General features: G+C 63.7%; 23 protein-coding genes. 1 reads left to right on the top strand and 22 read right to left on the bottom strand.

Going from position 1 to position 24125, the window contains the following annotated elements:
* Nucleotides 1-91 precede the first annotated feature (91 nt).
* The 19 genes from GGR23_RS01665 to ruvC form a co-directional block, all read right to left on the bottom strand.
* Complete coding sequence (locus GGR23_RS01665; RefSeq protein ID WP_246364834.1) at nt 92-859, bottom strand: outer membrane protein; 768 nt, start codon at nt 857-859, stop codon at nt 92-94.
* Nucleotides 860-1127: 268 nt separating this feature from the next.
* Nucleotides 1128-1964 carry an outer membrane protein gene (locus GGR23_RS01660; protein WP_183364373.1) on the bottom strand — a complete coding sequence of 279 codons (837 nt, stop codon included), beginning with the start codon at nt 1962-1964 and terminating at the stop codon, nt 1128-1130.
* A gap of 256 nt (nt 1965-2220) precedes the next feature.
* On the bottom strand, nt 2221-3573 hold the full coding sequence (gene glmM, locus GGR23_RS01655; RefSeq protein ID WP_183364371.1) for a phosphoglucosamine mutase: 1353 nt from the start codon (nt 3571-3573) through the stop codon (nt 2221-2223).
* 251 nt (nt 3574-3824) lie between these two features.
* On the bottom strand, nt 3825-5765 hold the full coding sequence (ftsH, locus tag GGR23_RS01650) for an ATP-dependent zinc metalloprotease FtsH (RefSeq protein WP_183364369.1): 1941 nt from the start codon (nt 5763-5765) through the stop codon (nt 3825-3827).
* Nucleotides 5766-5946: 181 nt separating this feature from the next.
* The gene (tilS, locus tag GGR23_RS01645) at nt 5947-7257 is read right to left on the bottom strand and encodes a tRNA lysidine(34) synthetase TilS (protein WP_183364367.1); all 1311 of its coding nucleotides are present in this window, start codon (nt 7255-7257) and stop codon (nt 5947-5949) included.
* 1 nt (nt 7258) lies between these two features.
* A complete protein-coding gene (gene ybgF / locus GGR23_RS01640) occupies nt 7259-8164 on the bottom strand; it encodes a tol-pal system protein YbgF (RefSeq protein WP_183364365.1) in 906 nt (301 codons plus the stop codon).
* Nucleotides 8165-8356: 192 nt separating this feature from the next.
* Entirely contained in the window at nt 8357-8899 is a 543-nt protein-coding gene (pal, locus tag GGR23_RS01635) for a peptidoglycan-associated lipoprotein Pal (protein WP_183364363.1), read from the bottom strand.
* A 190-nt stretch (nt 8900-9089) separates the two neighbouring features.
* Complete coding sequence (tolB, locus tag GGR23_RS01630; protein WP_382340597.1) at nt 9090-10364, bottom strand: Tol-Pal system beta propeller repeat protein TolB; 1275 nt, start codon at nt 10362-10364, stop codon at nt 9090-9092.
* A 145-nt stretch (nt 10365-10509) separates the two neighbouring features.
* Nucleotides 10510-11628 (bottom strand): cell envelope integrity protein TolA, encoded by a 1119-nt coding sequence (tolA, locus tag GGR23_RS01625; RefSeq protein WP_183364902.1) that lies wholly within the window; start codon nt 11626-11628, stop codon nt 10510-10512.
* Between the two features lie 8 nt (nt 11629-11636).
* Nucleotides 11637-12089, bottom strand: a complete 453-nt coding sequence (gene tolR, locus GGR23_RS01620) for a protein TolR (RefSeq protein ID WP_183364360.1) — start codon at nt 12087-12089, stop codon at nt 11637-11639.
* Nucleotides 12090-12112: 23 nt separating this feature from the next.
* Nucleotides 12113-12832 carry a protein TolQ gene (tolQ, locus tag GGR23_RS01615; protein ID WP_183364359.1) on the bottom strand — a complete coding sequence of 240 codons (720 nt, stop codon included), beginning with the start codon at nt 12830-12832 and terminating at the stop codon, nt 12113-12115.
* A gap of 263 nt (nt 12833-13095) precedes the next feature.
* Complete coding sequence (ybgC, locus tag GGR23_RS01610; RefSeq protein ID WP_382340602.1) at nt 13096-13560, bottom strand: tol-pal system-associated acyl-CoA thioesterase; 465 nt, start codon at nt 13558-13560, stop codon at nt 13096-13098.
* Nucleotides 13561-13633: 73 nt separating this feature from the next.
* Nucleotides 13634-14137: an NUDIX hydrolase gene (locus GGR23_RS01605; protein ID WP_183364358.1), complete on the bottom strand. Its 504-nt coding sequence runs from the start codon at nt 14135-14137 to the stop codon at nt 13634-13636.
* A complete protein-coding gene (locus GGR23_RS01600; RefSeq protein WP_183364357.1) occupies nt 14134-15042 on the bottom strand; it encodes a metallophosphoesterase in 909 nt (302 codons plus the stop codon). Before GGR23_RS01600 ends, GGR23_RS01605 begins: the two co-directional genes overlap by 4 nt.
* A complete protein-coding gene (gene ruvB / locus GGR23_RS01595; protein ID WP_183364356.1) occupies nt 15039-16082 on the bottom strand; it encodes a Holliday junction branch migration DNA helicase RuvB in 1044 nt (347 codons plus the stop codon). The genes GGR23_RS01600 and ruvB overlap by 4 nt, the downstream gene beginning before the upstream one ends.
* Nucleotides 16079-16477: a type II toxin-antitoxin system VapC family toxin gene (locus GGR23_RS01590; protein ID WP_183364355.1), complete on the bottom strand. Its 399-nt coding sequence runs from the start codon at nt 16475-16477 to the stop codon at nt 16079-16081. The genes ruvB and GGR23_RS01590 overlap by 4 nt, the downstream gene beginning before the upstream one ends.
* Nucleotides 16474-16734, bottom strand: coding sequence for an AbrB/MazE/SpoVT family DNA-binding domain-containing protein (locus GGR23_RS01585; protein WP_183364354.1), 261 nt, complete (start codon nt 16732-16734; stop codon nt 16474-16476). Before GGR23_RS01585 ends, GGR23_RS01590 begins: the two co-directional genes overlap by 4 nt.
* A gap of 54 nt (nt 16735-16788) precedes the next feature.
* Complete coding sequence (gene ruvA, locus GGR23_RS01580) at nt 16789-17409, bottom strand: Holliday junction branch migration protein RuvA (RefSeq protein WP_183364353.1); 621 nt, start codon at nt 17407-17409, stop codon at nt 16789-16791.
* 12 nt (nt 17410-17421) lie between these two features.
* Nucleotides 17422-17937, bottom strand: coding sequence for a crossover junction endodeoxyribonuclease RuvC (ruvC, locus tag GGR23_RS01575; protein ID WP_183364352.1), 516 nt, complete (start codon nt 17935-17937; stop codon nt 17422-17424).
* Nucleotides 17938-18180: 243 nt separating this feature from the next.
* On the opposite strand from ruvC, the gene GGR23_RS01570 reads away from it, so the two are divergent.
* Complete coding sequence (locus tag GGR23_RS01570) at nt 18181-20502, top strand: methyl-accepting chemotaxis protein (RefSeq protein WP_183364351.1); 2322 nt, start codon at nt 18181-18183, stop codon at nt 20500-20502.
* 67 nt (nt 20503-20569) lie between these two features.
* Here the strand turns inward: GGR23_RS01570 and GGR23_RS01565 are convergent, their stop codons facing one another.
* The 3 genes from GGR23_RS01565 to gap all read right to left on the bottom strand — a co-directional run bounded on the left by GGR23_RS01565 (nt 20570) and on the right by gap (nt 24064).
* Nucleotides 20570-21772 carry a phosphoglycerate kinase gene (locus GGR23_RS01565; protein ID WP_183364350.1) on the bottom strand — a complete coding sequence of 401 codons (1203 nt, stop codon included), beginning with the start codon at nt 21770-21772 and terminating at the stop codon, nt 20570-20572.
* Nucleotides 21773-21908: 136 nt separating this feature from the next.
* The gene (locus GGR23_RS01560) at nt 21909-22859 is read right to left on the bottom strand and encodes a flagellin N-terminal helical domain-containing protein (RefSeq protein WP_183364349.1); all 951 of its coding nucleotides are present in this window, start codon (nt 22857-22859) and stop codon (nt 21909-21911) included.
* A 203-nt stretch (nt 22860-23062) separates the two neighbouring features.
* Nucleotides 23063-24064, bottom strand: a complete 1002-nt coding sequence (gene gap, locus GGR23_RS01555; protein WP_183364348.1) for a type I glyceraldehyde-3-phosphate dehydrogenase — start codon at nt 24062-24064, stop codon at nt 23063-23065.
* Nucleotides 24065-24125 lie beyond the last annotated feature (61 nt).

Below are 24125 nucleotides of genomic sequence, written 5' to 3'. Positions count from 1 at the left end.
AAAATGGCGCTGCCGCGCTATCCGGCCGTATAAGAAAAACCGCCGGCGGCTGCCGGCGGTTTGCATTTAGAGCGGGAAAGAAAGAAGCGCCTCACCAGGTGTTGATGCGGATGCCGGCGCGGATCTCGTGGCGCGAAAGGCCCTCGTCGGTTGCCTGCGCACCGGTTGCGCCAAGGGCCTTGGAAGCGGCGCTGTAGTCGAACATGTCGCCGCCGGCGATCTTGGAGAAGCGGTAGCCGAAGTCGAGCTTCATGTTGCTGGTGATGTCGTAGCTGAGGCCGGCCATGAGCGCATAGGTGAAGCGCCAGCTGTCGAGACCGGCATTCGTTCCGCTGTTGTAGGTGTCGCCCGAGCAGGAGGCCGAACCGTTCACGCAGTAGGTGTTGGTGGTGATGTCGCTCCAGCTGACGTGGGTCACGCCCGCGCCGCCGCCCACATAGGGCGTGATGCCGGCATAGGTGCCGAGATCGGCATAGAGGTTGGCGAGCGCACCGATAGCCTTGAAGTCGCCGGAATGGGTAAAGCCGCAGCTGGTGCCGGCCACTTCCGAAACGGCGCAGGGCGAGGCGATGTTGGAGGAGCCGGTCATGTCGGAGGAGAAGAAGTCGAGGGTCGCGTCCGAACGGAGGAACTCGTTGAACTGGTAACCCATGCCGGCGCCATAGGACATGTGCTTGCCGAAGCGGGAATCGTCGAAGCTCTCGTTGCCGTAGGTCGGACCGGCACCGGTCACGTAGCTGTAGCTCGGGGCATCGTTGCTGGTCCAGCCGGTGTAGCCGAGATCGCCGCGCAGGTACCACCCCTGCCCCACCCCGTCGATGGTGGTTTCGGGTGCATAGACCTGGGGCGGCAGGTCCATCGCCGCCGCGCTGCCCGTGAGGCCCAAGGTCAGGAGAATTGCTAATACCGGCTGACGGATCATCGCCCTTACCCTCTTCATCCGTGACCCGGTCACGGCGTCGGTTGTCATATTCGACAATTTTTAACCAAACCGGTTAAAAGGCCGTTAAGCATAGATGTTAACCAGTATGACCAGAGCGTTTTTCTGCGGCGCAGGCCCGCGGCGACGCGAAAAGGCCGCCCTGCGGGTGCAGGACGGCCTTCTCTGATGGGTGAGGCGGTGTGCCTTACTTGTAGACGATCGGCGCTACCGGCACTTCGACCGGCGGCATGTAGGCCTGTTCGCAACCGCTGAAGATGTAGCGCAGGCCGACGCGGCCTTCGTGGCTGTCGAAGCCCTTGTCGTAGCCCGGACCGCCGAACGACTTGTAGTCGAACATGCGGCCGCCTTCGACGCGGCGATAGCGGTAGCCGACATCGGCCTTCAGGTTGCAGGTCAGGTCGACGGAAGCGCCGGCCATGAGCGCATAGGTGAAGCGCCAGTTGCCGTTGCCGCCATGGGTCTGGGTCGGATCGCAGTTGGTGCTGTCGCTGTCGTCGCAGGACGTGTTGCTGAGGTCGCCCCACTTGACGTAGGTGCCGCCGAGACCGCCGCCGACATAGGGCGTGATCGAGCCGTAGGTGCCGAGATCGACATAGGCATTGGCCAGCAGGCTCAGGGCGTTCATCGAGGCGATATCGGTGGAGGTGCAGGCATTGGCCACACCGCAGGCGCCGCGGGTGGAGCCGGTAAAGTCACCCTTGAACATGTAGTCCAGGGTCAGGTCGGTGCGCAGGTAGCTGTTCACCTGATAACCGACACCGCCACCCAGCGTGAAGGAGTTGCGCAGGCCGGCGGTGGTGAAATCCGTCTCCGTGTCATTGGAGCCCTGGAAGTACCAGGCGCCGCGCGAACGGTTGAAGCTGTAGCCGGCATCACCGCGGAGGTACCAGCCGCTGGCCTCGCTGACGACGACGGGCGGGGGGGCAACCGGAACCGGTTCGGCAGGCTGGTACAGATCGGCGGCCATCGCGGCACCATTGGCGGCCAGAAGAGCGAAGGCGCCCAACAGGAAATGTTTCATGACTTTATCTCCAAAGTCTCGGTTGCCAGGCCGGGCTATGGCCAGCCAATCCAAAGATCGATATGGAAAATAAAGAACAAAGGTTAAACAGCGATTAACTAAACTTCTTCACCTTGTTTGTTGAGGGAATTTACACCGCGATTTTTCAACTATGAGTAACCAAGTCCGCGTATAAGGTTAATCACAATTAATATTTAAGAACAAAGAAAAAGGCCGGCTGAACAGCCGGCCTCCTGCATCGGGACTGCCCTTTTCGTCAGGCGGCGTTCGGTACAGACGCGATCACGCCGATCAGGTCGTTGACGATACGCTCGATCTGGCTCCGGTCGTCGCCTTCGGCCATCACGCGGATCAGCGGTTCCGTACCGGAGGGTCGGATCACCAGGCGGCCGCGGCTGGCAAGTTCGCTCTCGGCATCGCTGATCGCCTGCCTGACGGTCTTGTCTTCCAGCGGCTTTCCGCCGGAGAAGCGCACGTTGCGCAGGAGCTGCGGCACCGGCTCGAAACGCCGGCACACTTCGCTGACCGTCTTGCCGGAGCGCTTGACGCAGGCAAGGATCTGCAGGGCAGCCACGAGGCCGTCACCGGTGGTGCCGTAGTCGGACAGCACGATATGGCCCGACTGCTCGCCGCCGACATTGAAGTTGTGGCGGCGCATGTGCTCCACCACATAGCGGTCGCCGACTGCCGTGCGGGCAAGGGAGAGGCCCTTGGCTTCCAGGAAGCGTTCGAGGCCGAGGTTCGACATCACCGTGGCCACGATGCCGCCGCCCTTGAGGAGATTGTCGTCCGCCCAGCTTTCCGCCACCACGGCCATCAGCTGGTCGCCGTCGATGATGGTGCCGTGTTCGTCGACGATGATCACCCGGTCCGCATCGCCATCGAGGGCGATGCCGATGTCCGCGCGCACTTCGTGCACCTTCTTCTGCAGCGCTTCCGGATGGGTGGAGCCGCAGCCCTTGTTGATGTTCGTGCCATTCGGATCGTTGCCGATGGTGACGACTTCCGCACCAAGCTCCCAGAGGACGGCCGGAGCCACCTTGTAGGCAGCGCCATTGGCGCAGTCGATGGCAACGCGCAGCCCGTGCAGCGTCACGTCGCGCGGCAGGGTGCGCTTGGCGAATTCGATATAGCGGTCATGCACGCCGTCGATGCGCTTGGCACGGCCGATATCGTCGGAGGCGGCCAGCTGCGGGCCGATGTCCTGCTCGATCAGGTCTTCGATCTGCATCTCGATGGCGTCGGAAAGCTTGTAACCGTCGGGGCCGAACAGCTTGATGCCGTTGTCCTCGTAGGGGTTGTGCGAGGCGGAGATCATCACGCCGATATCGCAGCGCAGGGAGCGCGTCAGCATGGCAACCGCAGGCGTCGGAATGGGGCCGAGAACGAAGGCATCGACACCGGCGGCCGTGAAACCGGCCACCATCGCATTTTCCAGCATGTAGCCGGACAGGCGCGTATCCTTGCCGATCACCACGCGGTGGCGGTGCGAGCCACGGCGGAACAGCGTGCCGGCCGCGATGCCCACGCGCATGGCGAGATCCGGCGTCATCGGATGGGCATTCGATTTTCCGCGAATCCCGTCGGTTCCAAAATAGCGACGCTTCATGGGTACTCCCGATCCTCGGGGCCGGCGATGCAGGCCGGCCGTTCCATTGGACATCCGGCTGCCAGGGCGGGAAGCATCCTCCCGCCGACCCCCGGGGTCCGTCATCAGATGCGCTCATGCCACAACTAGAAGGCTTCGGCACGTAAAAAAACGTGCATGACTATTACAAAGCGTTATTTCGCCCGGGCTTTCCCCAAAAAGAAAAACCCGGCGCCATGGCCGGGTTTTGCATCAGGTAACTGCCGTTCGTGTCAGCGCGGCTGGGGCTCGAAGCCCTCGGGCTCCTCGCCGCTCGGCTTGGCCGAGCCGTCGCTCTTGCTGCCGGCCTTCGGCACGGCGGAGGAGCGGGTCTGTACGCCGTCGTCGCCCTGGTCCCGGCTCGGCTTCTCGCCGCGCATGAGGGCCCGGATTTCCTCGCCGGTCAGGGTTTCGTATTCCAGGAGGCCTTCTGCGATCGCCACGAACTCGTCGTGCTTCTCGGTGATGATCTTGCGGGCGCTTTCATAGGCCTCGTTGATCAGGCGATGCACTTCCTTGTCGATCTTCTGGGCGGTGGCCTCGGAGACGTTCTTCGTCTGGGCCACGGAATGGCCGAGGAAGACCTCCTGCTGGTTCTCGCCGTAAGCGACCTGGCCGAGCTCGTCGGAGAAGCCCCACTGCGTGACCATCGCACGGGCAAGCTTGGTGGCCTGCTCGATGTCGGAGGAAGCGCCGGAGGTGATGTTCTCCTTGCCGAAGGTGATTTCTTCGGCCACACGGCCACCCATCATGATGGCGAGGCGGGAGACCATCCACTTGTAGCTCATCGAATAGCGGTCGCCCTCGGGGAGCTGCATGACCATGCCGAGCGCCCGGCCGCGGGGAATGATCGTCGCCTTGTGCAGCGGATCGGCCACCGGAACGTTGAGCGCAAGGATCGCATGGCCGGCCTCGTGATAGGCGGTCAGCTTCTTTTCGGCCTCGGTCATGGCGGAGGAGCGGCGTTCCGCGCCCATCATGATCTTGTCCTTGGCGTCCTCGAACTCCTGCATGGTGACCATGCGCTTGTTGCGACGGGCGGCCATCAGGGCGGCCTCGTTGACGAGGTTCATCAGATCGGCACCGGAGAAGCCGGGCGTCCCGCGGGCGAGAACCTTGAGGTCCACATTCGGCGCGCGCGGCACGTTGCGGACATGAACCTTGAGGATGCGCTCGCGGCCGACGATGTCAGGGTTCGGCACGACGACCTGGCGGTCGAAGCGGCCCGGACGCATCAGGGCGGGGTCGAGCACGTCGGGACGGTTGGTGGCGGCAATCAGGATGATGCCTTCATTCGCCTCGAAGCCGTCCATCTCCACGAGGAGCTGGTTCAGCGTCTGCTCGCGTTCGTCATTGCCGCCGCCGAGACCGGCGCCGCGATGACGGCCGACCGCATCGATTTCGTCGATGAAGATGATGCAGGGCGCGTTCTTCTTGGCCTGCTCGAACATGTCGCGGACACGGGATGCACCCACGCCGACGAACATTTCCACGAAGTCGGAACCGGAGATGGTGAAGAAGGGGACGTTGGCTTCACCGGCAACCGAGCGGGCAAGCAGCGTCTTGCCGGTGCCGGGCGGACCGACGAGCAGCACGCCGCGCGGAATGCGGCCGCCGAGGCGCTGGAACTTCTGCGGGTCACGCAGGAATTCCACGATTTCCTCGAGATCCTGCTTGGCTTCGTCGACACCTGCGACGTCCTCGAAGGTCACGCGGCCATGCGCTTCGGTGAGAAGCTTGGCCTTGGACTTGCCGAAGCCCATGGCGCCGCGGGAGCCACCCTGCATCTGCCGCATGAAGAACAGCCAGACGCCGAGAATGAGAAGCATCGGGAGCAGCGTGCCGAGGTAGGACAGGAAGCCGGACGAGCCGTCGGTCTCCGGACGGGCTGCAATCGTGACGTTCTTCGCCTGAAGCTGCTTCATCAGGTTGTCGTCGATGACGGGAGCATAGGTGGAGAAGGCGGTGCCGTTTTCCACATAGGTGCCGAGCACCCGGTTTCCGGTCACGACCACATCGCGCACGCGGCCCGAATCCACCTCCCGCAGGAACTGCGAATAGGGGATGTCACGGGAGCCCGATTGCGCTGGCGCGGACTGAAACATGCTGAACAGCGCGATCAACAGCAGGGCGATGATCGCCCACAGGGCCAAGTTGCGAAAGTTTGGGTTCATTGAACTCCCCGAAATGATGGGTCGCCCGTCCTGGACGGACTAATATTGACCCTTAACATAGGCATGCCGGACACGCTTGCCAAGGCAAGCGGCTTGGCGGTGCCGGTTTTTTGTCCCCTTGCCGCGCCCTTCACTGCCATCGCTCCTTAGATAGGAATGAATCGGGCAGCAGAAGGCTGACCTATTGCCGCACCGGCAGCGGTGGAAGGGGTGGCAGATCGAAGAGCTGCCGCAGCGCCTCAGCCGCCGGACGGTCGAAGCCGGGAACGAAATCCGCCTGGCCGGCCAGAATGCGCATGAGACGGCAGGGGCCGTCCTGCCGCTCCTCCGCAACGACGGGAACGGCCAGCGCCGCCCGCCGCGCAACGCCGGACGGAATGCCCGCCGCTTCGAGGCGGCGGACCACAGCGCTCTCCGGCTCCGTTGGCCAGCCGATCGAAAGGCGCGCGCCTTCCGGCCCGGCCAGCCGGTAACGCCCGTCCAGGACCTCGCCCGGCGAAAGGGTCGCGGGCAAGAGGCCCCTTGCCTCCCGATACAGGTAAAGACCGTCCCGGCGCCGGTCGAAAACGGTGCCGCCGAGGGTGCGGCGGCCAAGCATGCCGGTTTCAAGCCACGCCATCATGCGCGACCGCGCGTCTCTTTCGGGAGGATAGGCCCGTCCGCCCATCGCTGCCGACAGACGGAACAGACCGGCTTCGGCCGCCTCTGTGATGGCATCCGGCGACAGGAAGGCAACGGCGCCCTCGCTCACCCGGACCGCCGACGAAAGCCAGTCCGCCTCCGATCCGGAGGAGCGAAGGCGTTCCCCGGCGGAAAGGCCCCGAGCCTCCCCCTCGCCCGCCATGCGCAGGCGCACCCGCTCGAACCGCATGTTCCCGTTGCTCGGATCGTCGAGCCATTCCTCGCCCCATCGGCGAAGGGCCGCCCGCAGATCCTCTCTTTCGAGATGCAGCAGGGGCCGCAGAACCCAGGCCCGTTCGCAGGCCAGCACGGCCTCGGCCATTCCCGCAAGCCCCGGTCCGGGGCCGCGGCGGGCGCGCATGGCAATGGTCTCCCGCTGGTCGTTGGCGGTATGGCCGGTCACGATCGCCACGGCGCCGGTCCGTTCTGCCTCCCCTGCCAGAAGGCGATATCGGGCCGCGCGCGCGGCTGCCTGAAGGCCGGAAGCCGGTTTTTCGCCTTCCCAGCGAAGGATGCGGTGCGGAATGCCGAACCGGGCACAAAGAGCCGCCACGGCAAGCGCCTCCTCCCGCGACCCGGACCGGAGGCCGTGATCGACGGTAGCGGCGCGGAGTGCGAAGCCATGGGGTTCGCGCTCAGAAAGGGCGTGGCGGAGAGCATGAAAAAGGGCCGTTGAATCGCTTCCGCCGGAAAGGGCGATGAGGAGCGGGCCGGGCAGGACAAAGGAATCAAGGAAATGATGGACGGCCGTAACGACCGGAAGGGCGGGATCGTCGGGCGAATATGGTCCCGGCTCCGCCGACTGTGGCATGTCAGCAGCCGAGGCGCTTCTGCTCGCTCGCCACCTTGTTGATGACGGTGCGGGATGCCTTCGGATAGCGCTTGCTCACCTCGCGCAGCGTGGCGCAGGCGGTGTCGTTGTTGTCGAGGGCGGCGAGCGACATGCCGAGCTTCAGCAGCATTTCCGGAGCCTTGGGCGATTTGCCATAGGTCTGGTGCGCCTTGAGGAAGGTCTTGGCGGCCTCGTTGTACTTGCCCTGGGAGTAGTAGGCTTCGCCCAGCCAGAAATTGGCATCGGCAATCTTCTTGCCCTGCGGATAATTGGCGATGTAGGAGCGGAATTCCTGTTCCGCGAGGCTGTAGTCGCCGGAGAGCACATGGCTGTAGGCGATCTGGTAGCTGTCGCCTTCGCTTCCGCCGGAACCGCCGGTGGATGCCGTCTGGTTGGCAGCCGCATTGCCGCCATTGGCCGCGCCCGGATCGATGGTCGCCTTCACGGGGTTGCCGCTCGCATCCATCTCGATGGAGCCCAGCTGCCCGACGCCGCCGTCGGTGCTGCCTGCGTCCTGGCCGCCGGGCTGCCCGATGATCTTGGCCACGTCGTCGCCGGCGGCGGACCCGGCATCGGCCGGATCCGTTCCTGCATCGGCAGTGGCGGTGCCATCGGCACCGGCCGGCTGTTCCAGCGCGCCGCTCTTTTTCGCGCCGCCGCCACCCTTTTCAAGTTCCTGGAAGCGGAACTCGTTGTCCTCCTGCGCCTTTCGCAGCTGCTCCTGCATCTGCAGGAGCTGGAAGCTCATTTCCTCGATGCGGCCGTTCAGCTGCCGGACCTGCTCCTCAAGCTGCTGCACCTCCGGATCCGCGCTCTGCGCCCAGGCAGCCTGAAAGCCCGACAGCATGCCGACACCGAGCACGCCTGCCATCAGTAGTTTCCTCATGTCCATTACCCTCGTGAACAAGTCATTCCCATGGCACGAAGCCCGGCTTTTGCCAATATCGGTGTCGGCGCTTCCCCGCTTCAGGGTCCTGCCTGATCCCAGCACTGGCAGCCAATCCCGGCCAAACTATGAAAAAGGGCGGCCCCGCCGGGAGCCGCCCTTTCGAAGAGATGCGCCCTTCTCGAGGACGGATCAGAGGCCGGCGCCACCGAGAACGGTGACGGCGCGGCGGTTCTGCGACCAGCAGGAGATATCGTCGCAAACGGCGACCGGACGTTCCTTGCCGTAGGAGATCGTCTTCAGGCGGTTGGCCGGAACGCCACGCGAGACGAGGTAGTTCTTGGCGGCGGCCGCACGGCGTGCACCGAGCGCCAGGTTGTATTCGCGGGTGCCGCGCTCGTCGGCATGGCCTTCGACCGTGATCGCGTAGTTCGGATACTGGGCGAGCCACTGGGCCTGACGGTCGAGCGTCTGGGCCGCATCGGCGCGGATCGCGGAGCTGTCAGTGTCGAAGAAGATGCGGTCGCCGACATTGACGGTGAAGTCCTGCGGCGAGCCGGGCGTTGCTGCACCTGCTCCGTTCGCGCCGTTCAGGCCGAGGTCATTGGCGTTGTTCGGCAGGTTCTTCTTGGAGGCGCAGCCGGCAAGCGTCAGCGAAAGCGCGAGCGCGATCATGACCGGGTTGCGTGCGAGGGTCTGCAGACGGCTGGTCGCCGGGGAAGTGATGCGGCTCATCGGCCTTGTCTCCTTGAACTTTCAATTAGCGTTGCCAGACCCTAACGATTTGCGGTTAACGGGTGCTCAACGCCTATGGTTAACAAATCGCCAAATTTACGATGTTTGGGCCCTCTTTGACCCCGAATGAGGCAAGAAAGAGGCGCAAAAGAGAAAGGGAGGGCAAAGCCCTCCCCCACGGTTCCATCGGCTATTCGAGAAGCGGTGACCAGGCAGGGTCGGATGCGAAGGCGGGCGTCTTGATCAGCTGCTCGTTGTAACCGGTGAGGTCGATCGAGTAGAGCTGCGGACCGCCGGCCCCGGCTGCCTGCCGGAAGAACATCAGCACGCGGCCGTTCGGCGCCCAGGTGGGGCCCTCGTTGTGGAAGCCCGTGGTGAGGATCCGCTCGCCCGAACCGTCCGGCTTCATGACGCCGATCGAGAACTTGCCGCCCGCCTGCTTGGTGAAGGCGATCAGATCGCCGCGCGGAGACCAGACCGGCGTGGAGTAGGAGCCGTCGCCGAAGGAAATGCGGGTCTGGCCCGAGCCATCGGCATTCATCACGTAGAGCTGCTGCTTGCCGCCACGGTCGCTTTCGAAAACGATCCGGTTGCCGTCGGGCGAATAGGAGGGCGAGGTGTCGATGGCTGCCGTCGAGGTCAGGCGGGTCGTGGTGCGCGAGCGCAGGTCCATCGTGTAGATGTTGGCGTTGCCTTCCTGCTGCAGGCTCATGATGACCCGCTGGCCATCCGGCGAGAAGCGCGGCGAGAAGGTCATGCCCGGGAAGTTGCCGACCATTTCGCGCTGCCCGGTCTCCAGCTGGAGCAGATAGACGCGCGGCTGGTTGTTCTCGAAGGACATGTAGGTGATTTCCTGCTTGCTCGGCGAGAAGCGGGGCGTCAGCACGATGTCGTTGGAGTTGGTCAGCGTCCGGACGTTGAAGCCATCCTGGTCCATGATCGCCAGCTGGCGCTTGCGGTCCGTCTTCGGGCCGCTTTCGGACACGAACACGACGCGGGTGTCGAAATAGCCATCCTCGCCGGTGATCTGCTTGTAGACCGCATCGGCAATGATATGGGCCACGCGACGCCAGTTTTCCGGCTGGGTGAAGAACTGCTGGCCGATCATCTGGCTCTGGCCGAACGTGTCCCACAGGCGGAATTCGGCACGCAGGCGGCCGTCGCCTTCCTGCGTGACGCGGCCGGTGACGAGAGCCTGCGCATTGATCGCCTTCCAGTCCTCGAAGCGGGGCTGGGCATCGGGATTGCTGATCTTCTCGATGAAGGCCGCCTTGTCGATGGGCGCAAAGAGACCGGAGCGCTGCAGGTCGGCGGCAATCACCGCCGAGATCTGCGGCCCGAGATTGCCGTTCGACATGAAGTCCGAGATGGCAATCGGCAGCGGCTCTGCGCGGCCGCCGCGAATGTTGATCCGCACTTCCGCGAAGACCGACGGCGCAGCCGCCGCGAGCACGAGAAGCGCCATGACGCATCTCTTGATAATCAGTTTCATCATCTTTGATCAGCCTTTCAGCTTATCGCCCGTGGCCGCCGGCAAGGGACGGCATCGCGGGCGCCATACATGTTCAAACCATGCCCGTTGCCGGGCCAAACCTTCGCTCCCCTTCTTCTCAGCCACCGAGATCGGCAACCGTGAAGCTGGCAATGACATCTTTCCAGGTGTCGTATTTCTCCGGCGGCAGCCCCTGGAAGGGCGTCGCCTTGCGGATCGCGCGCTTGGCGGCGGACAGCAGCGCCTGCTGGGTGGAGGGCGGCCCGCCGGTCGCGGTCGCCTCGATGTCACCCACCACGTTGCCGCTCTCGTCCAGCGAGAAGCGCACCTCGATGACCACTTCCTCGGCCCCTTCGAGACCCGCGGTATAGGTCCACTTGTCGGTGATCTGGCCGCGAAGGCCGTCGAGTTCCGACTGGGACAGCTTCTCGCCGCCGGTGGTCTTCTTGCCGCCGAAGGCCTTTTCGCCGGAGGAGCGCTTGGCGCCGCCACCCTGCGAGTCGGTCTTGTTGAGGAGATCGGCGATCTCGTCGGCGTTGAAATCGGACTTCTGCGTCGCCTGGGACTTGGCCTTGTCCTGCTTGGTTTCCGCCTTCTTCTTGTCGGAGGCCTTCGATTCCGCCTTGGCCTCGGCGGTCTTCGTCTCCTCCGGCTTCTTTTCCGGCTGCTTCGGCTTCTCGACCTTCGGCTTCGGCGCGGGAACCGGCACGTTTTCCGGCATCGCCTGCTCCTCGGGCTTCGGCTCCTCGGGCTTGGCCTCTTCAGGCGGCTTCTCGGCCGGCTTTTCGACAGGCTTTGCCTCTTCGGGCTTCGGTTCGGGCTTCGGCGTCGGATCGGCGACGTCGGTCTCTTCCTTCGCCACCTCCTTCACGTCGTTCGACTTCTCGTCCGGCGTGGGAACAGGCTTCTCGGTCTGCTTCGGCGCGGCGGCGGCCTCCGTCTTCGAGGGCTTCTCGATGGGCTTCGGCGCGCTCTTCAGGTCGACATCATTATCGCCGACATTCTCCGCGTTCTGCACGGTATCGGGGCGCTTGGTGGGAACCGGGGCTGCCTTTTCCTTGACAGGGGCTTCCTTGTCGCCCTGCTGGATCTGGGTGATGTCGGTGATCGGGACGAACTCGACCGGCAGCGATTCCGAATTCGCCATGTCGAAGTCTTCGGGCGCACCGAGCTTCACCAGCGCCCAGCCCAGAAGCAGGGCATGGAGCACCGCCGATGCGACGAGACTGCGCTTCAAAAGATCGTTCACTGGCTGTTGTCCGGAAGCGTGATCAGACCGATATTCTTGAAACCGGCAGCGGAGATCTGGGCCATGACCTTGATCACGCCGCCGTAATTCGCATTGGTGTCGCCGCGCACATAGATGCGCTCGTTATAGCCGGTCTTGGCGATGGCCTCGAGCTTCGGCACCAGCTCTTCCAGCGCGATCGGCGTTTCCTGCAGGAAGATTTCTCCCGCGGGATTGACCGAAACGGTGATGGGCTGCGTGTCGGAGTTCAGCGGCTTGGCCGAGGTTTCCGGCATGTCGATGGGCACGCCGACAGTCATCATCGGTGCAGCGACCATGAAAATGATCAGCAGCACCAGCATGACGTCGACCAGCGGCGTGACGTTGATTTCGCTCACGGGGCCGCGCTTGCCGCCGCCACGGCGGCGGCGTCCGCCCTTGCCCCCTGCTCCGCCTACTGCCATTCCCATGGTAGGTTACTCCCGTTCCTGGCTTACTGGGCAGCCGCGCGCGGCTGGAGCTTCTCGTCGATCTGGCGGGAAAGGATGGCGGAAAATTCGTCCGCGAAACCTTCCATCCGGGCGGTCAGCTTGCCGGCATCACCGGAGAACTTGTTGTAGGCAATAACGGCCGGAATGGCGGCCACGAGGCCGATGGCGGTTGCGAGCAGCGCCTCGGCAATACCCGGCGCCACGACCGCAAGGTTGGTCGACTTGGAGCCGGCGATCGCCTGGAACGAGGTCATGATGCCCACAACGGTGCCGAAGAGGCCGACGAAGGGCGCTGCGGAGCCGATGGTGGCAAGCGAGGAAAGCCGGGCTTCCAGCTGTTCCGACTCGCGCGCCAGCGTCACGTCCATGGCCCGGTCGATACGCATCTGCAGGCCGATGGGCGAGCGCGCACCCCGCTCGAAGCTCTTCTTCCATTCGCGCATCGCCGCGACGAACATGGCGGCAAGACCGCCGGTCGGCCGCTCGGACAGGCTGCGATAGAGTTCCTCCAGCGACTGGCCGGACCAGAAGACCTGCTCGAACTGGTCGAACTGACGGCGCGCGCGGCCGTAATTGATGTACTTGTCGATCACGATTGCCCAGGTCCAGACCGAGGCGCCCAAGAGACCGATCATGACCAGCTTCACGATGAAGCCCGCCTGCATGAACAGGGCCCAGAGGCTTACATCCGTATGCGCTGCCGCCAACTCAATCGTTTCCATCGATCTTTCACCCTCGAATCCAAACGCCCGGCGCTGGGGACCGGGCGGTTTAAAACAAAGCAATATGCTTGCTCTTCCGACCGGATGCCTTCCTTGCGGCTGCCGGGCCGGTCGCTGCTTCCTTCGCCGCCAGAAGCGCATTTCGGTGGTGTCAAGCCCACCCTTCCTGAAATGCCTTCTTGCTGCAAAATTTGGTTAAAGGAAGGCGCTCGGCGCACGATTCCTTCTAAACCGAGTAAGACGCCATTATGGTTAAAAGAGTGTTAGTTTTCGCCGGATTGTTCGCCGTCTGCGGCTTTTCCGAGAAAGCTGAGGGCGAGCGCCTCCGGCAGGCGGCGCGGCCTGCCGCGCGCATTGATCACCGCGATGATCACCTTCGCCTTGATGAGCAGCGTATCGTCCCGGCGGATTTCCTGGTTGAGCACCATCTTGGCGCCGCCCGCCTTTTCGGTCGAGGTCAGGATGGTGAGGATGTCGTCCATGCGCGCCGAGGCCCTGAAATCGATCTCCATGCGGTGGACGACGAAGACAAGCCCCTCCTCGTCCGCCGCGAGGAGCGAACTCTGCTCGACGCCGAGACAGCGGAGATAATCGGTGCGCCCGCGTTCCATGAAATGGAGGTAGCGCGCGTGATAGACGAGGCCGGAGAAATCCGTGTCCTCGTAATAGACCCGCTGCACGAGCCGGTGGCCTGCGTCGGTCAGTTCGCCGGAAAGGAAAGTCTGCATGTCGGCCATCATTGTCGGTGGTGTCGGGACGGCTGGCTGTTTAGCCAAGCCGCGCCTTCCCGGCAAGCGCTCCTCACTCCGGCACCGTCTCGCGCCAGACGAGATGCTCGGTCCGCTCGGGCAGGTCTCCGATCCGGGGAGCGATGAAATCCGGCTGCAACGGCAGCGCTGCAAGTGCCTCCGGCGTCGCCCTCACCCACATGAACTCGATCTCGTTCGGCCCGTCCACGATCCGGTGGACAATGCCCCGTTCTGCAAAGGCGAACCGCGCCGGCAGCTCCATCCGGTAGTAGAAGCCGAGCTCGTGATAGTCGCGCTTCTCAAAATGAAAGAAGTTCTCCACCGTCCAGAGCAGCGGGCCGATCTCCGCCTCCACGCCAAGCTCTTCTACGATCTCGCGCCGCAGCGTCTCCTCGGACGTCTCGCCGATCTCGGCCCGGCCGCCGGGAAATGTCCAGAAAAGCTCGTGCGTGGCCCTGTGGACCAGCACATGCCCCTCGCGCAACGCAATGCCCGCTATGCGGAAATTGAAAAGCTTCGGCCGGGCGTCGATCCGGATCATGGTGCGTTCGGTCATGCTTCTCCAAGCTCCAGCAGGACGATTTCCGGCCAGGCGCCGATCCGCATCGGAATGGCGGAGCAGCCGATGCCGCGCGACACGACGAGATCGCCATGTTCTCCCCGGTAATGCCCGTAGAGATGGGCGAGGTCGGCGGGGTTGTCGACAAAGGGGGCCCAGCCGAAGAAGTTGATCTGCCCGCCATGGGTGTGCCCCGACAGGGTCAGGGCAACGCGCTCCGGAACGGCCGGGAAGACATAGGGCTCATGCGCCATGAGGATCACGGGCGCATCGTCGGCGATGCCGGAAAGCGTCGTCTCGAGATCGTCAATCCCGACGAAGCCCCTGCGGTTGAACCGGCGGCTCGGCCTGTAGGCCATCTGGTCTCCCAGCCCGGCCAGCCAGAAGGGCTGGCCGTCATTGTCGATCCGCACGGCACGGTTCACATAGACGGGAATGCCGGCCTCGGTCAGCGCCTCGCCCATCACGGAGGTTTCGCTTCTCTCCTCCTGAAAGTCAGGGTCCGCCCAGTAGTCATGGTTGCCGAGGATGGCGTGCACGCCAAGCCGCGCCCGGAGGGTCGACAGGGCGGCCGCGGTTTCCGCAAACGGAGGATAGCCGGTGACGAGCTTCATGCTGGTGGCATAATCGCCCAGCAGAAGGATCAGATCGGCCTGAAGCGCATTGGCCTCCGCGCAGATGGCGCGGATGCGATCCGGCCCCATCCAGGGGTCGCAGGCATGGATGTCGCTGAGCACGGCGACCCGGAGCCTCAGCCCCGGCGCCCACCGCTTCGGCGCCAGCCGAATGCGGGTCGCACGCGGACGGCCCATGGCCTCCGCGCCGGTGGCATAGCCCAGAAGGGCAAGACCGGCGAACCAGCCACCGGCCAAAAGTTTAAGGACCCCGCGCCGGGTTATCATTCCCCGTCGTCCTGGAACAGGCGAAACTGCGCGGCCTCCAGATCCTTGGGCGGTGTAAGACCGAGATGCTTCCACGCATTGGCCGTCAGCACGCGGCCACGCGGGGTGCGCTGGATAAGGCCCTGCTGGATCATGTAGGGCTCGATGATGTCCTCGATCGCGTCCCGCGGCTCGGAAAGGCCGGCCGCAATCGTCTCGATACCCACGGGACCACCCCCGAAATTCACCGCGATCATGGTGAGGTAGCGCTTGTCCAGCTGGTCGAGGCCGATATTGTCGACGAGCAGGCGGGTCAGGGCCTCGTCGGCGATTTCCCGCGTCACCGCCTCGGCGCGCGCCACCTCGGCAAAATCGCGCACCCGGCGGAGGAGCCGGCCGGCGATGCGCGGCGTGCCGCGGGCGCGCCGTGCGATCTCGCGTGCGCCCTCGTCCGTCATCGGCAGCCCCATCAGCCGCGCGCCGCGCCGCACGATCAGTTCCAGCTCCTCGACCGTATAGAAGTTCAGCCGGACGGGGATGCCGAAGCGGTCGCGGAGCGGGGTTGTCAGAAGCCCGAGGCGGGTGGTTGCCGCCACCAGCGTGAACTTGGAGAGATCGATCTTTACCGACCGCGCCGCCGGCCCCTCCCCGATGATCAGGTCGAGCTGGAAATCCTCCATGGCCGGATAGAGGATTTCCTCGACGGCGGGATTGAGACGGTGGATTTCGTCGATGAACAGCACGTCCCGCTCTTCGAGATTGGTGAGCAGCGCCGCGAGATCCCCCGCCTTGGCAATCACGGGACCGGAGGTGGAGCGAAAATTCACCCCGAGCTCCTTCGCCATGATCTGCGCGAGCGTCGTCTTGCCGAGGCCGGGCGGGCCGACGAACAGCACGTGGTCCAGCGCCTCGCCGCGATTCTTCGCCGCCTCGATGAAGATCTTCAGGTTGGCGCGCGCCTCCGCCTGGCCGGTGAAATCGTCCAGCGTCTGCGGGCGAAGCGCCGTATCCAGGTCCTCGCCACGCTTTTCGGGAGAGAGCAGTCTGTTCTGTTCGGTCACGTCAGAAGTTCCATTCCGGGAAAGTGCTGTGCGGCTTTCCGGTCGAAGGTCATAGTCACGCGGCATCCCGCCTCGCCGTTGCGAAGCGCAATCAGGAGATCCGGCAGCTCACCGGAGAGCCCGGCGGCACGATCTACGGCGATTTCCACCAGCGCTTCATCCTCAAGCACGATATCGCGCGACTCCAGGAGACCGGAGACGAGATCGAGAACCCGTTCGCGCGAGATCGCATAGCGTTTCCGCAACGTCCAGATAAGCTCGATCAGGGTAATCACATTGACATAGCCAGGACGGGCCTCGCTCAACGTTTCCACAAGGCGGCGTGCACTGTCCCACTGGCTGTCGTCGTCAGCAAGATAAAGCCGCAGCAGGACATTGGTGTCGAGGCCGATCATGGCTCGTCCACGACATGTGCCGCAACCGATTGGCCGATTGCATCTTCGAGTTCTTCGGTCGAAAGGGGAGGCCTCGCCGCATCCTGCAATATTCCGGCAAATTCGGCGGCCCGCCGGTTCTTTGCCTTGATGACGATTTCATCGCCCCGCCGGATATAGCGAATCTTGTCCCCGGGCTTCAGTCCGAGAAACTCCCGCACCTCCGCCGGTACCGTCGTCTGTCCCTTGGATGTAAGGGTTCCCACCGATATATCCATCTCGCCTCTCCTTACTTTTCCAGAGTAGTAAGGAATGTCGGCAGAAACAAGGAATCAGCCACGGGACAGTTCCTTCAGGCCGAGACGGATCAGCTTGGCGCTGTCGGCGCCCTCGCCGCCATTCTTGAGCGCCGCCGCAATGGCATTGGCGGCCTGGTCGCGGCTGTAGCCGAGATTGGTCAGCGCCGAGACCGCGTCGGAGACCGGGGCGGAGGCAACGCCCTCGCCGAGTTCCTGCTTGAGGCCGATGTTCTGCCCGGCATCGCCGGCAAAGGCGGGCGCCTTGTTCTTCAGTTCGGTGACGATGCGGACTGCCACCTTTGGCCCGACGCCCGGAGCGCGGGAGACGGAGGTCTTGTCCTGCAATGCGATGGCATTGGCGAGTTCGGATGGTGTCAGCGTCGAGAGCACGGAGAGGGCCACCTTCGCGCCGACACCCTGGACACTCTGCAGGAGATTGAACCATTCGCGCTCCAGCGCGCTCATGAAGCCGAACAGCTTCAGCTGGTCCTCCCGCACATAGGTCTCGATGAACAGCACCACCGCCTCGCCGGGCGAGCCGATGCGCGAGAGTGTGCGCGCAGAACAATGCGCCACATAGCAGACGCCGTGCACGTCGACGAGCACGTGGTCGTCGCCGATCTCGTCGATGGTTCCCTTGAGCTTCCCGATCACGCGTCTTCCCCCTTACGCCTTCATGGCCATGACCTGCCGGAGCTTCTGCCCGCCCCGCTGATGCGCATGGCAGATGGCGATCGCCAGCGCATCGGCGGCGTCATTGCCCGTGAATGTCGCCTTCGGCATCAGGATCTTCAGCATCATGTGGATCTGCTGCTTCTCGCCATGGCCGACGCCGATGACCGCCTTCTTGACGGCGTTCGGCGCATATTCCGACACCGGAAGGCCGGCGCGGGCGGGCACCAGCATGGCGACGCCGCGCGCCTGGCCAAGCTTCAGCGTGGCCACCGCATCCTTGTTGACGAAAGTCTGCTCCACGGCAGCCTCGTCCGGCCGGTAGACATGCACAACCTCGGCCAGCCCGTCATGCAACTGGCAGAGGCGGGATGCCAGATCGGCATCCCCGTCGGACGTCACCGTTCCCGAGGCAACGAACTTGAGGGAATTGCCGAGGCTCTCGATCACGCCCCAGCCCGTGCGGCGCAGTCCCGGGTCAATTCCAATGATACGAATCGCTTCCTGCATGGTTCACCATAGGGTCTTTGAAAGCAGAAGGGCCAGAGAAAAGTGAACAAAACAAAAACACGGTTCGAATAATAATTATTCTTTACTCGCAATTAAGACAGCAGTCACAACATGAGCCATCTTTGCCCGCTGGGAGCAACATGAGCGTTGCCGGCCCCTCCGCGCCGTCGGGTCTGCCTGTCAATCGAACGCGTGGCTGGACGGATGCCGCCGGTCCGAATGAGTAGAAACGCGGGTATCGACATGCTTTCGAAGTTTCATTCCTTGTCCTTCAAGGTGATCGCCATTTTTATTGCGCTGACCATCCTTTCGGTCGGCGCCCTGAATTTCATGGCCTATGTCAGCAGCAACAGGATCTTCGAGCGGCAGACGCTGAACTCGATGAACAGCATCCTGACGTTCCGCGGCGACATGGTGCATTCCGCCCTCGCGCAGATGGAAAGCCAGGCGGTTTCGGTAGCCAAGATCGAGGCCATGCAGAGCGCCATCGTCTCCCTGCGCAGCGGCTGGAAGACGCTTGAAACCGGCGGCAAGAAGGCCGCCGATACGCTGGTGAAGACCTTCGTGACGGACAATCCCTATCCGGAAGGCGAGCGCGAGAAACTGGTGAAGCCGGAAGGCGCGAGCATCTATTACTACACCGCCCACGAGAAGACCCAGAACGATGTCGCCGCCATTCTCGACGGGACCGACTTCCTCGATCTGATGATCGCGGACGGCAACGGCAACGTGATCTACTCCTACAAGAAGGGCCCCTCCTTCGCACAGGATCTGAAGGGCGCCGTCTGGGCAGAGAGCCCGCTCGGCAAGACCTTTGCCCGCGCCATGGAAAATGCGGCCGCAGCCACGGACGAGGGTGCAAAGCCTGCCTTCTCCGGGATCGCCATCGACCCGTCCACCCAGCACTCCGCGATCTACTATGCGGTGCCGATCGTGAAGCTCGGCTCGGTGAAGGGCGTCATCATCCTGGAGGTCCGCGAGGAAACGCTCGTCTCCACGCTCACCAAGGGCCTTCGTCAGGGCAGCAGCGAAGCCGCCTTCATCATCAACGACGCGGGCCAGGCCATCGGCGTTGCCGGGGGCAGGCTTGCGCTCATGGATGCCGCCCCCTACGAACAGGCCGTGGCAGCCGCCAATGCCGCCGGCCTCGACAAGGTCACGGAACACGTCGTCAGCATCGGCGGTGCGCAGGCGGCAGGCTATTTCCGCCCGCTCGATTTCGAAGGCCGCACCTTCCTGATGGGGGAAACCGTGGCGACGGAAGAGCTGCAGGCAGGATCGCTCGAAATCGCCCGAAGCCTTCTGCTGATGGGGCTCGGCGTGCTCGCGGTGCTCTGCGTGGCGACGGCCTTCTTCGCCAACCGCCTCTTTGCACCGCTCGCCAAGCTCGCCGGCCTGACGCGCTCTGTGTCCGAAGGCGACCTGGAAACGGAAATCGGCTACGGGGAGCGCAAGGACGAGATCGGCACGATGGCCCGTGCGCTCGCACGGTTCCGCCAGTCGCTGCTGGACCAGCGGGCGCTGGAGGCCGAAACCGAAGCCAACCGCAGCCTGACCGAGAAGGAGCGCCTGCAGCGCATGGCCGAAAAGGAAGCCGAAGCCCGCACCCTGCAACGGGTCGTGGAGCAGCTCGACACCGGTCTCAGCCAGCTTGCGGGCGGCAACCTCGCCTTCCAGATCGAGGACGCCTTCCCGCCGGAACTCGAAAGCCTGCGCCAGAACTTCAACCGCGCGATCGCGACGCTCAACGGCACGCTGTCGTCGATCGGCGGCAATTCCAATGCCGTTCGCGAAAGCTCGCACCACATGAGCGGCAGCGCCGACCAGCTGGCGGTGCGCACCGAACGGCAGGCGGCCTCCATCACCCAGACCGCAAGCGCCATCAATGCGATCACGGAAGCCGTGCGCATGCAGATCACCCGAAGCGAGCAGGCGGAAAAGATCGCCCGCGATGCGAAGGAGGGCGCCCATGAGTCCGGCCGGATCATGCAGGAAACCATCTCTGCCATGGAGGCCATCCAAGGGTCGTCGCGGCAGATCAACCAGATCATCAACGTGATCGACGAGATTGCCTTCCAGACGAACCTGCTGGCCCTGAACGCAGGGGTAGAGGCAGCCCGCGCCGGCGAAAGCGGCAAGGGCTTCGCCGTCGTCGCCCAGGAAGTGCGCGAGCTTGCCCAGCGCTCCTCGAAGGCCGCGAAGGAAATCTCCGGTCTGCTGCAGAAATCCACAGGCGAAGTCGAGAACGGCGTGGCGCTGGTGGAAAAGGCCGGCAACGCGCTGCGCGGCATCGGCGATTACGTGGAGGCCATCAACGGGCGCCTGCACGAGATCATCGAGTCCACCCGCGAGGAGGCAGAGACGCTGAAGTCGATCAACATCGCCGTCTCCGAGCTGGACCAGATGACCCAGCAGAACGCCAACATGGTTCAGGAATCCACGGCCGCGATCCACCAGCTCGCCGCGGAAGCGAGCGACATGGACGAGCAGCTGGGCCAGTTCGTGCTCACCGCTGGCCATGCGCGGTCAAGCGGCCATCACGACGGCTACCGACGCGCAAGCTGAGATCCCGCCACGGCAGACATGAGAAAGGGGCCTTGCGGCCCCTTTTTCCTTTGCATGGAAACGAGTTTTACCGGGCGCCGTAGAGCACGGCAACACCGGGCAGTTCCTTGCCTTCCATCCATTCGAGGAAGGCCCCGCCTGCGGTCGAGACATAGGAGAAATCATCCGCCACGCCGGCGTGGTTCAGCGCCGAGACCGTGTCGCCGCCGCCGGCGACGGAGGTGAGCTTGCCGGCCTTCGTGCAGTCCGCCGCATGGCGGGCAGCCGCGACGGTCGCCTTGTCGAAAGGCTCGATTTCGAAGGCGCCGAGCGGTCCGTTCCAGACGAGCGTCGCGGCCTTCGAGATCCAGTCATTGACCGCGGCCACGGATTTGGGTCCGACGTCGAGCACCATGGCATCGGCCGGAATGGCGTTGATGTCGACGACCTCATTGGCTGCACCCGCCTTGAATTCGCGGGCGACGACGCCATCCACCGGCAGGACGATCGCGCAATTGGCGGACGCCGCATCGATCATGATCTGCTTGGCGGTCGCGGCGAGATCGTGCTCGCAGAGCGACTTGCCGACATCCGTGCCGCGGGCGGCCAGGAAGGTGTTGGCCATGCCGCCGCCGATCACCAGCGCATCCACCTTCTTGACCAGGTTGGACAGCAGATCGATCTTCGTCGAGACCTTCGCCCCGCCGACGATGGCGACAACCGGGCGGACCGGCTTGCCGAGACCCTTTTCCAGCGCCTCCAGCTCGGCCTGCATGGTGCGGCCGGCATAGGCGGGCAGATGGTGGGCGAGACCCTCGGTGGAGGCATGGGCGCGGTGCGCCGCAGAGAAGGCATCGTTGACGTAGAGGTCGCCATTGGCGGCGAGTTCGGCGACGAAGCCCGGCTCGTTCTTTTCCTCTCCCTTGTGGAAGCGGGTGTTCTCGAGCAGCAGGATGTCACCGGCATTCATGCGCGCTATGGCTTCGGAAGCCGCAGCACCGACGCAATCGGACGCGAAGGCCACGGACCGGTCGAGCACGGCCTCAACCGCCGGAACGATGAGGCCGAGCGACATCGACGCATCCGGACCGCCCTTCGGACGGCCGAAATGGGCGAGCAGGATCACCTTTGCGCCCTTGTCCGCCAGTTCGAGGATGGTGGGCGCCACGCGTTCTATACGGGTGGAATCCGTCACCTTGCCATCGCTGACCGGTACGTTGAGGTCCACGCGCACGAGCACGCGCTTGCCAGATAGATCCGAAAGATCGTCGAGAGTCTTGAAAGCCGCCATGGGAAGCATCCGCTCCTTTGAAAGAATGGGAACGGGCGGGACCATACACCGGAAGCGGCGCGGCGCAAGCCTACCCTGCCGCTTTTTGGAAGCGGAAGCGGCGCTTGCGCCTGTGCCTTTGGTCTGATGGCTGGCGTCAGCTGGACGGCGTTGGCGAAAACAGCTGCAGAACCAGCTTGTGCCGGTTGTTGGCGATGGCGAGGCCCTCGTAAGCCAGCTTCTCGCGTGCCTCGATGGCCTTGGAGCGGGTCTGCTCCTCCAGCATGTTGGCATCGACCATGCGGCCGATGGCCGTGGTCTGGATGTCGGACAGCTGCTTGAGGAAGGACTGCTGCCCCTCGAAACGGGCCTTCATCGCCCCCAGCCGAGCAGCAACCGTATTCACGTCCGTGATGATCCGGTTCGTGAGGCCCAGCGAGGCCTCATAGGAGAAGCCGGTGGCCGGGGTGGTGGCGTTCTGGAAAAGCCCGATGCGAAAGGCGTTGCCGCCATACTCATCGAACAGGCGCCGCCAGGTGCCGGCGCCATAATTGTATGGCCGCGACATGACCCCGTTGGTCGCCACCTCGTCCACCAGCGTCAGCCCCGTGGTGTCGATGGTCTCCGTAATGGGCACGCTGCCCTCGCCGCTGCTGCTGACACCTGTCGATGTCGTCAGATTGTAGCTCTGGCCGGTCCGGTGGAAGAGCAGGTTGACGCCGTTGAAGCTTGCGCTCCTGACGATGCTGAGCATCTGCTGTTTCAGATCGTCCATCTCGGTCTGCATCGCGCGGCGACCGGTGGTCTCGTCCCGGCCCGCCACGAGAAGATCCCGGAAACGGTTCAGCAACGGAAGGAGCCGTTCCGTGGCCTGGCTGGCGACGGTCACCGCGCCGATCGTCGTGTTCATGGATTCGGCCACGGTGCTGGTGAGGTTGACCTGGCTGCGGGCCGCTGTTGCCACGGACCACATGGACGGATTGTTCGAGGCCTCGCGTATTCTGAGGCCCGTCGACAGCCGATTGATGTTTTCGTTTTTTTCCCGGTCAATACCTGCGAGTATGCGGAGCGCATTATATGCGCCGCTTGGAACGGACAACGTATACATCTAAATATTCCCTGTTTTTATGTTTTATTATGTTTGGAATATCTAATGTGTAGAGGTTAATTTGTTTTTAGGAAGAGGCCCGGGAACACTGTAGCGAGCGGAGATCTACTTTCTCAGTGAAGAATTATTAAAGGAAATAAATAAAATTGGCGGGATCTTGCGACCCCGCCAATCCGTATTTCCAGTGCTTTTCAGCCTTGCGGTCAGATGAGCTTGCTCATGGCAACTGCGGTGTCCGACATGCGGTTGGAGAAGCCCCACTCGTTGTCATACCAGGACAGGATGCGCACGAGGTTGCCCTCGAGTACCTTGGTCTGGTCGGCGGCGAAGCTCGAGGAATGGCTATCGTGGTTGAAATCGACGGAAACGAGCGGCGATTCCACGAAACCGAGGATGCCCTTCAGCTCGCCTTCGGCGGCAGCCTTCACGGCGGCGTTGACTTCTTCGGCGGTGACGCTCTTCGACGGGATGAACTTCAGGTCGACGACCGAGACGTTCGGGGTCGGAACGCGGATGGCCGAGCCGTCGAGCTTGCCCTTCAGTTCCGGCAGCACGAGGCCGACGGCCTTGGCGGCACCGGTGGAGGTCGGGATCATCGACAGCGCGGCTGCGCGGGCGCGGTAGAGGTCCTTGTGCATTGTGTCGAGGGTCGGCTGGTCACCCGTGTAGGAGTGAACCGTCGTCATGTAGCCCTTCTCGATGCCGAAGGCCTTGTGCAGGACATAGGCGACCGGCGCCAGGCAGTTGGTGGTGCAGGAGGCGTTCGAGACGACCAGGTCGTCCTTCGTCAGCGTGCCGTGGTTGACGCCGAAGACGATCGTCTTGTCGGCATTGTCGCAGGGCGCGGAAACGAGAACGCGCTTGGAGCCGTTGGAGAGGTGGGCCGATGCCTTCTCCTTCGTCGTGAAGAGGCCGGTGCACTCCATGGCGATGTCGACGCCCTGCCAGGGGAGTTCCTTCGGATCGCGGATCGCGGTGACCTTGATCGGGCCGCGGCCGACATCGATCGTGTCGCCGGAGACGGTGACGGTGCCCGGGAACTTGCCGTGGACCGAGTCGTAGCGGATGAGGTGAGCGTTGGTCTCGACCGGGCCCAGGTCGTTGATGGCAACGACTTCGATGTCGGTGCGGCCGGATTCGATGATGGCGCGCAGCACGTTGCGGCCGATACGGCCAAATCCGTTGATGCCTACTTTAACAGTCATGTTCACACTCTCCCGCTTAATCAAAGCTTCGTCTTGGGTCGATGGCAAAACGCGCGGGGCT

The organism is Gellertiella hungarica (genome assembly GCF_014197145.1).
GTDB classification, from domain to species: Bacteria; Pseudomonadota; Alphaproteobacteria; order Rhizobiales; family Rhizobiaceae; genus Gellertiella; species Gellertiella hungarica.
Note: the sequence above shows the minus strand (reverse complement) of the source record. Positions and strands in the feature narration are given on the sequence as shown.

Bases quoted from the DNA above. Each gene is read 5' to 3' on its own strand.
- GGR23_RS01585 (WP_183364354.1), bottom strand. From the start codon at position 16,734: ATGGATATATCGGTGGGAACCCTTACATCCAAGGGACAGACGACGGTA.
- GGR23_RS01660 (WP_183364373.1), bottom strand. From the start codon at position 1,964: ATGAAACATTTCCTGTTGGGCGCCTTCGCTCTTCTGGCCGCCAATGGT.
- GGR23_RS01605 (WP_183364358.1), bottom strand. From the start codon at position 14,137: ATGACCGAACGCACCATGATCCGGATCGACGCCCGGCCGAAGCTTTTC.
- GGR23_RS01565 (WP_183364350.1), bottom strand. From the start codon at position 21,772: ATGGCGGCTTTCAAGACTCTCGACGATCTTTCGGATCTATCTGGCAAG.
- tolB (WP_382340597.1), bottom strand. From the start codon at position 10,364: ATGGCGCTTCTCGTGCTCGCGGCGGCTGCGCCGTCGGTCTTCGCGGAA.
- tolQ (WP_183364359.1), bottom strand. From the start codon at position 12,832: ATGGAAACGATTGAGTTGGCGGCAGCGCATACGGATGTAAGCCTCTGG.
- pal (WP_183364363.1), bottom strand. From the start codon at position 8,899: ATGAGCCGCATCACTTCCCCGGCGACCAGCCGTCTGCAGACCCTCGCA.
- tolR (WP_183364360.1), bottom strand. From the start codon at position 12,089: ATGGGAATGGCAGTAGGCGGAGCAGGGGGCAAGGGCGGACGCCGCCGC.
- GGR23_RS01560 (WP_183364349.1), bottom strand. From the start codon at position 22,859: ATGTATACGTTGTCCGTTCCAAGCGGCGCATATAATGCGCTCCGCATA.
- GGR23_RS01570 (WP_183364351.1), top strand. From the start codon at position 18,181: ATGCTTTCGAAGTTTCATTCCTTGTCCTTCAAGGTGATCGCCATTTTT.
- gap (WP_183364348.1), bottom strand. From the start codon at position 24,064: ATGACTGTTAAAGTAGGCATCAACGGATTTGGCCGTATCGGCCGCAAC.
- ybgC (WP_382340602.1), bottom strand. From the start codon at position 13,560: ATGCAGACTTTCCTTTCCGGCGAACTGACCGACGCAGGCCACCGGCTC.
- ftsH (WP_183364369.1), bottom strand. From the start codon at position 5,765: ATGAACCCAAACTTTCGCAACTTGGCCCTGTGGGCGATCATCGCCCTG.
- GGR23_RS01600 (WP_183364357.1), bottom strand. From the start codon at position 15,042: ATGATAACCCGGCGCGGGGTCCTTAAACTTTTGGCCGGTGGCTGGTTC.
- GGR23_RS01590 (WP_183364355.1), bottom strand. From the start codon at position 16,477: ATGATCGGCCTCGACACCAATGTCCTGCTGCGGCTTTATCTTGCTGAC.
- GGR23_RS01665 (WP_246364834.1), bottom strand. From the start codon at position 859: ATGGACCTGCCGCCCCAGGTCTATGCACCCGAAACCACCATCGACGGG.
- glmM (WP_183364371.1), bottom strand. From the start codon at position 3,573: ATGAAGCGTCGCTATTTTGGAACCGACGGGATTCGCGGAAAATCGAAT.
- tilS (WP_183364367.1), bottom strand. From the start codon at position 7,257: ATGCCACAGTCGGCGGAGCCGGGACCATATTCGCCCGACGATCCCGCC.
- ybgF (WP_183364365.1), bottom strand. From the start codon at position 8,164: ATGAGGAAACTACTGATGGCAGGCGTGCTCGGTGTCGGCATGCTGTCG.
- ruvC (WP_183364352.1), bottom strand. From the start codon at position 17,937: ATGCAGGAAGCGATTCGTATCATTGGAATTGACCCGGGACTGCGCCGC.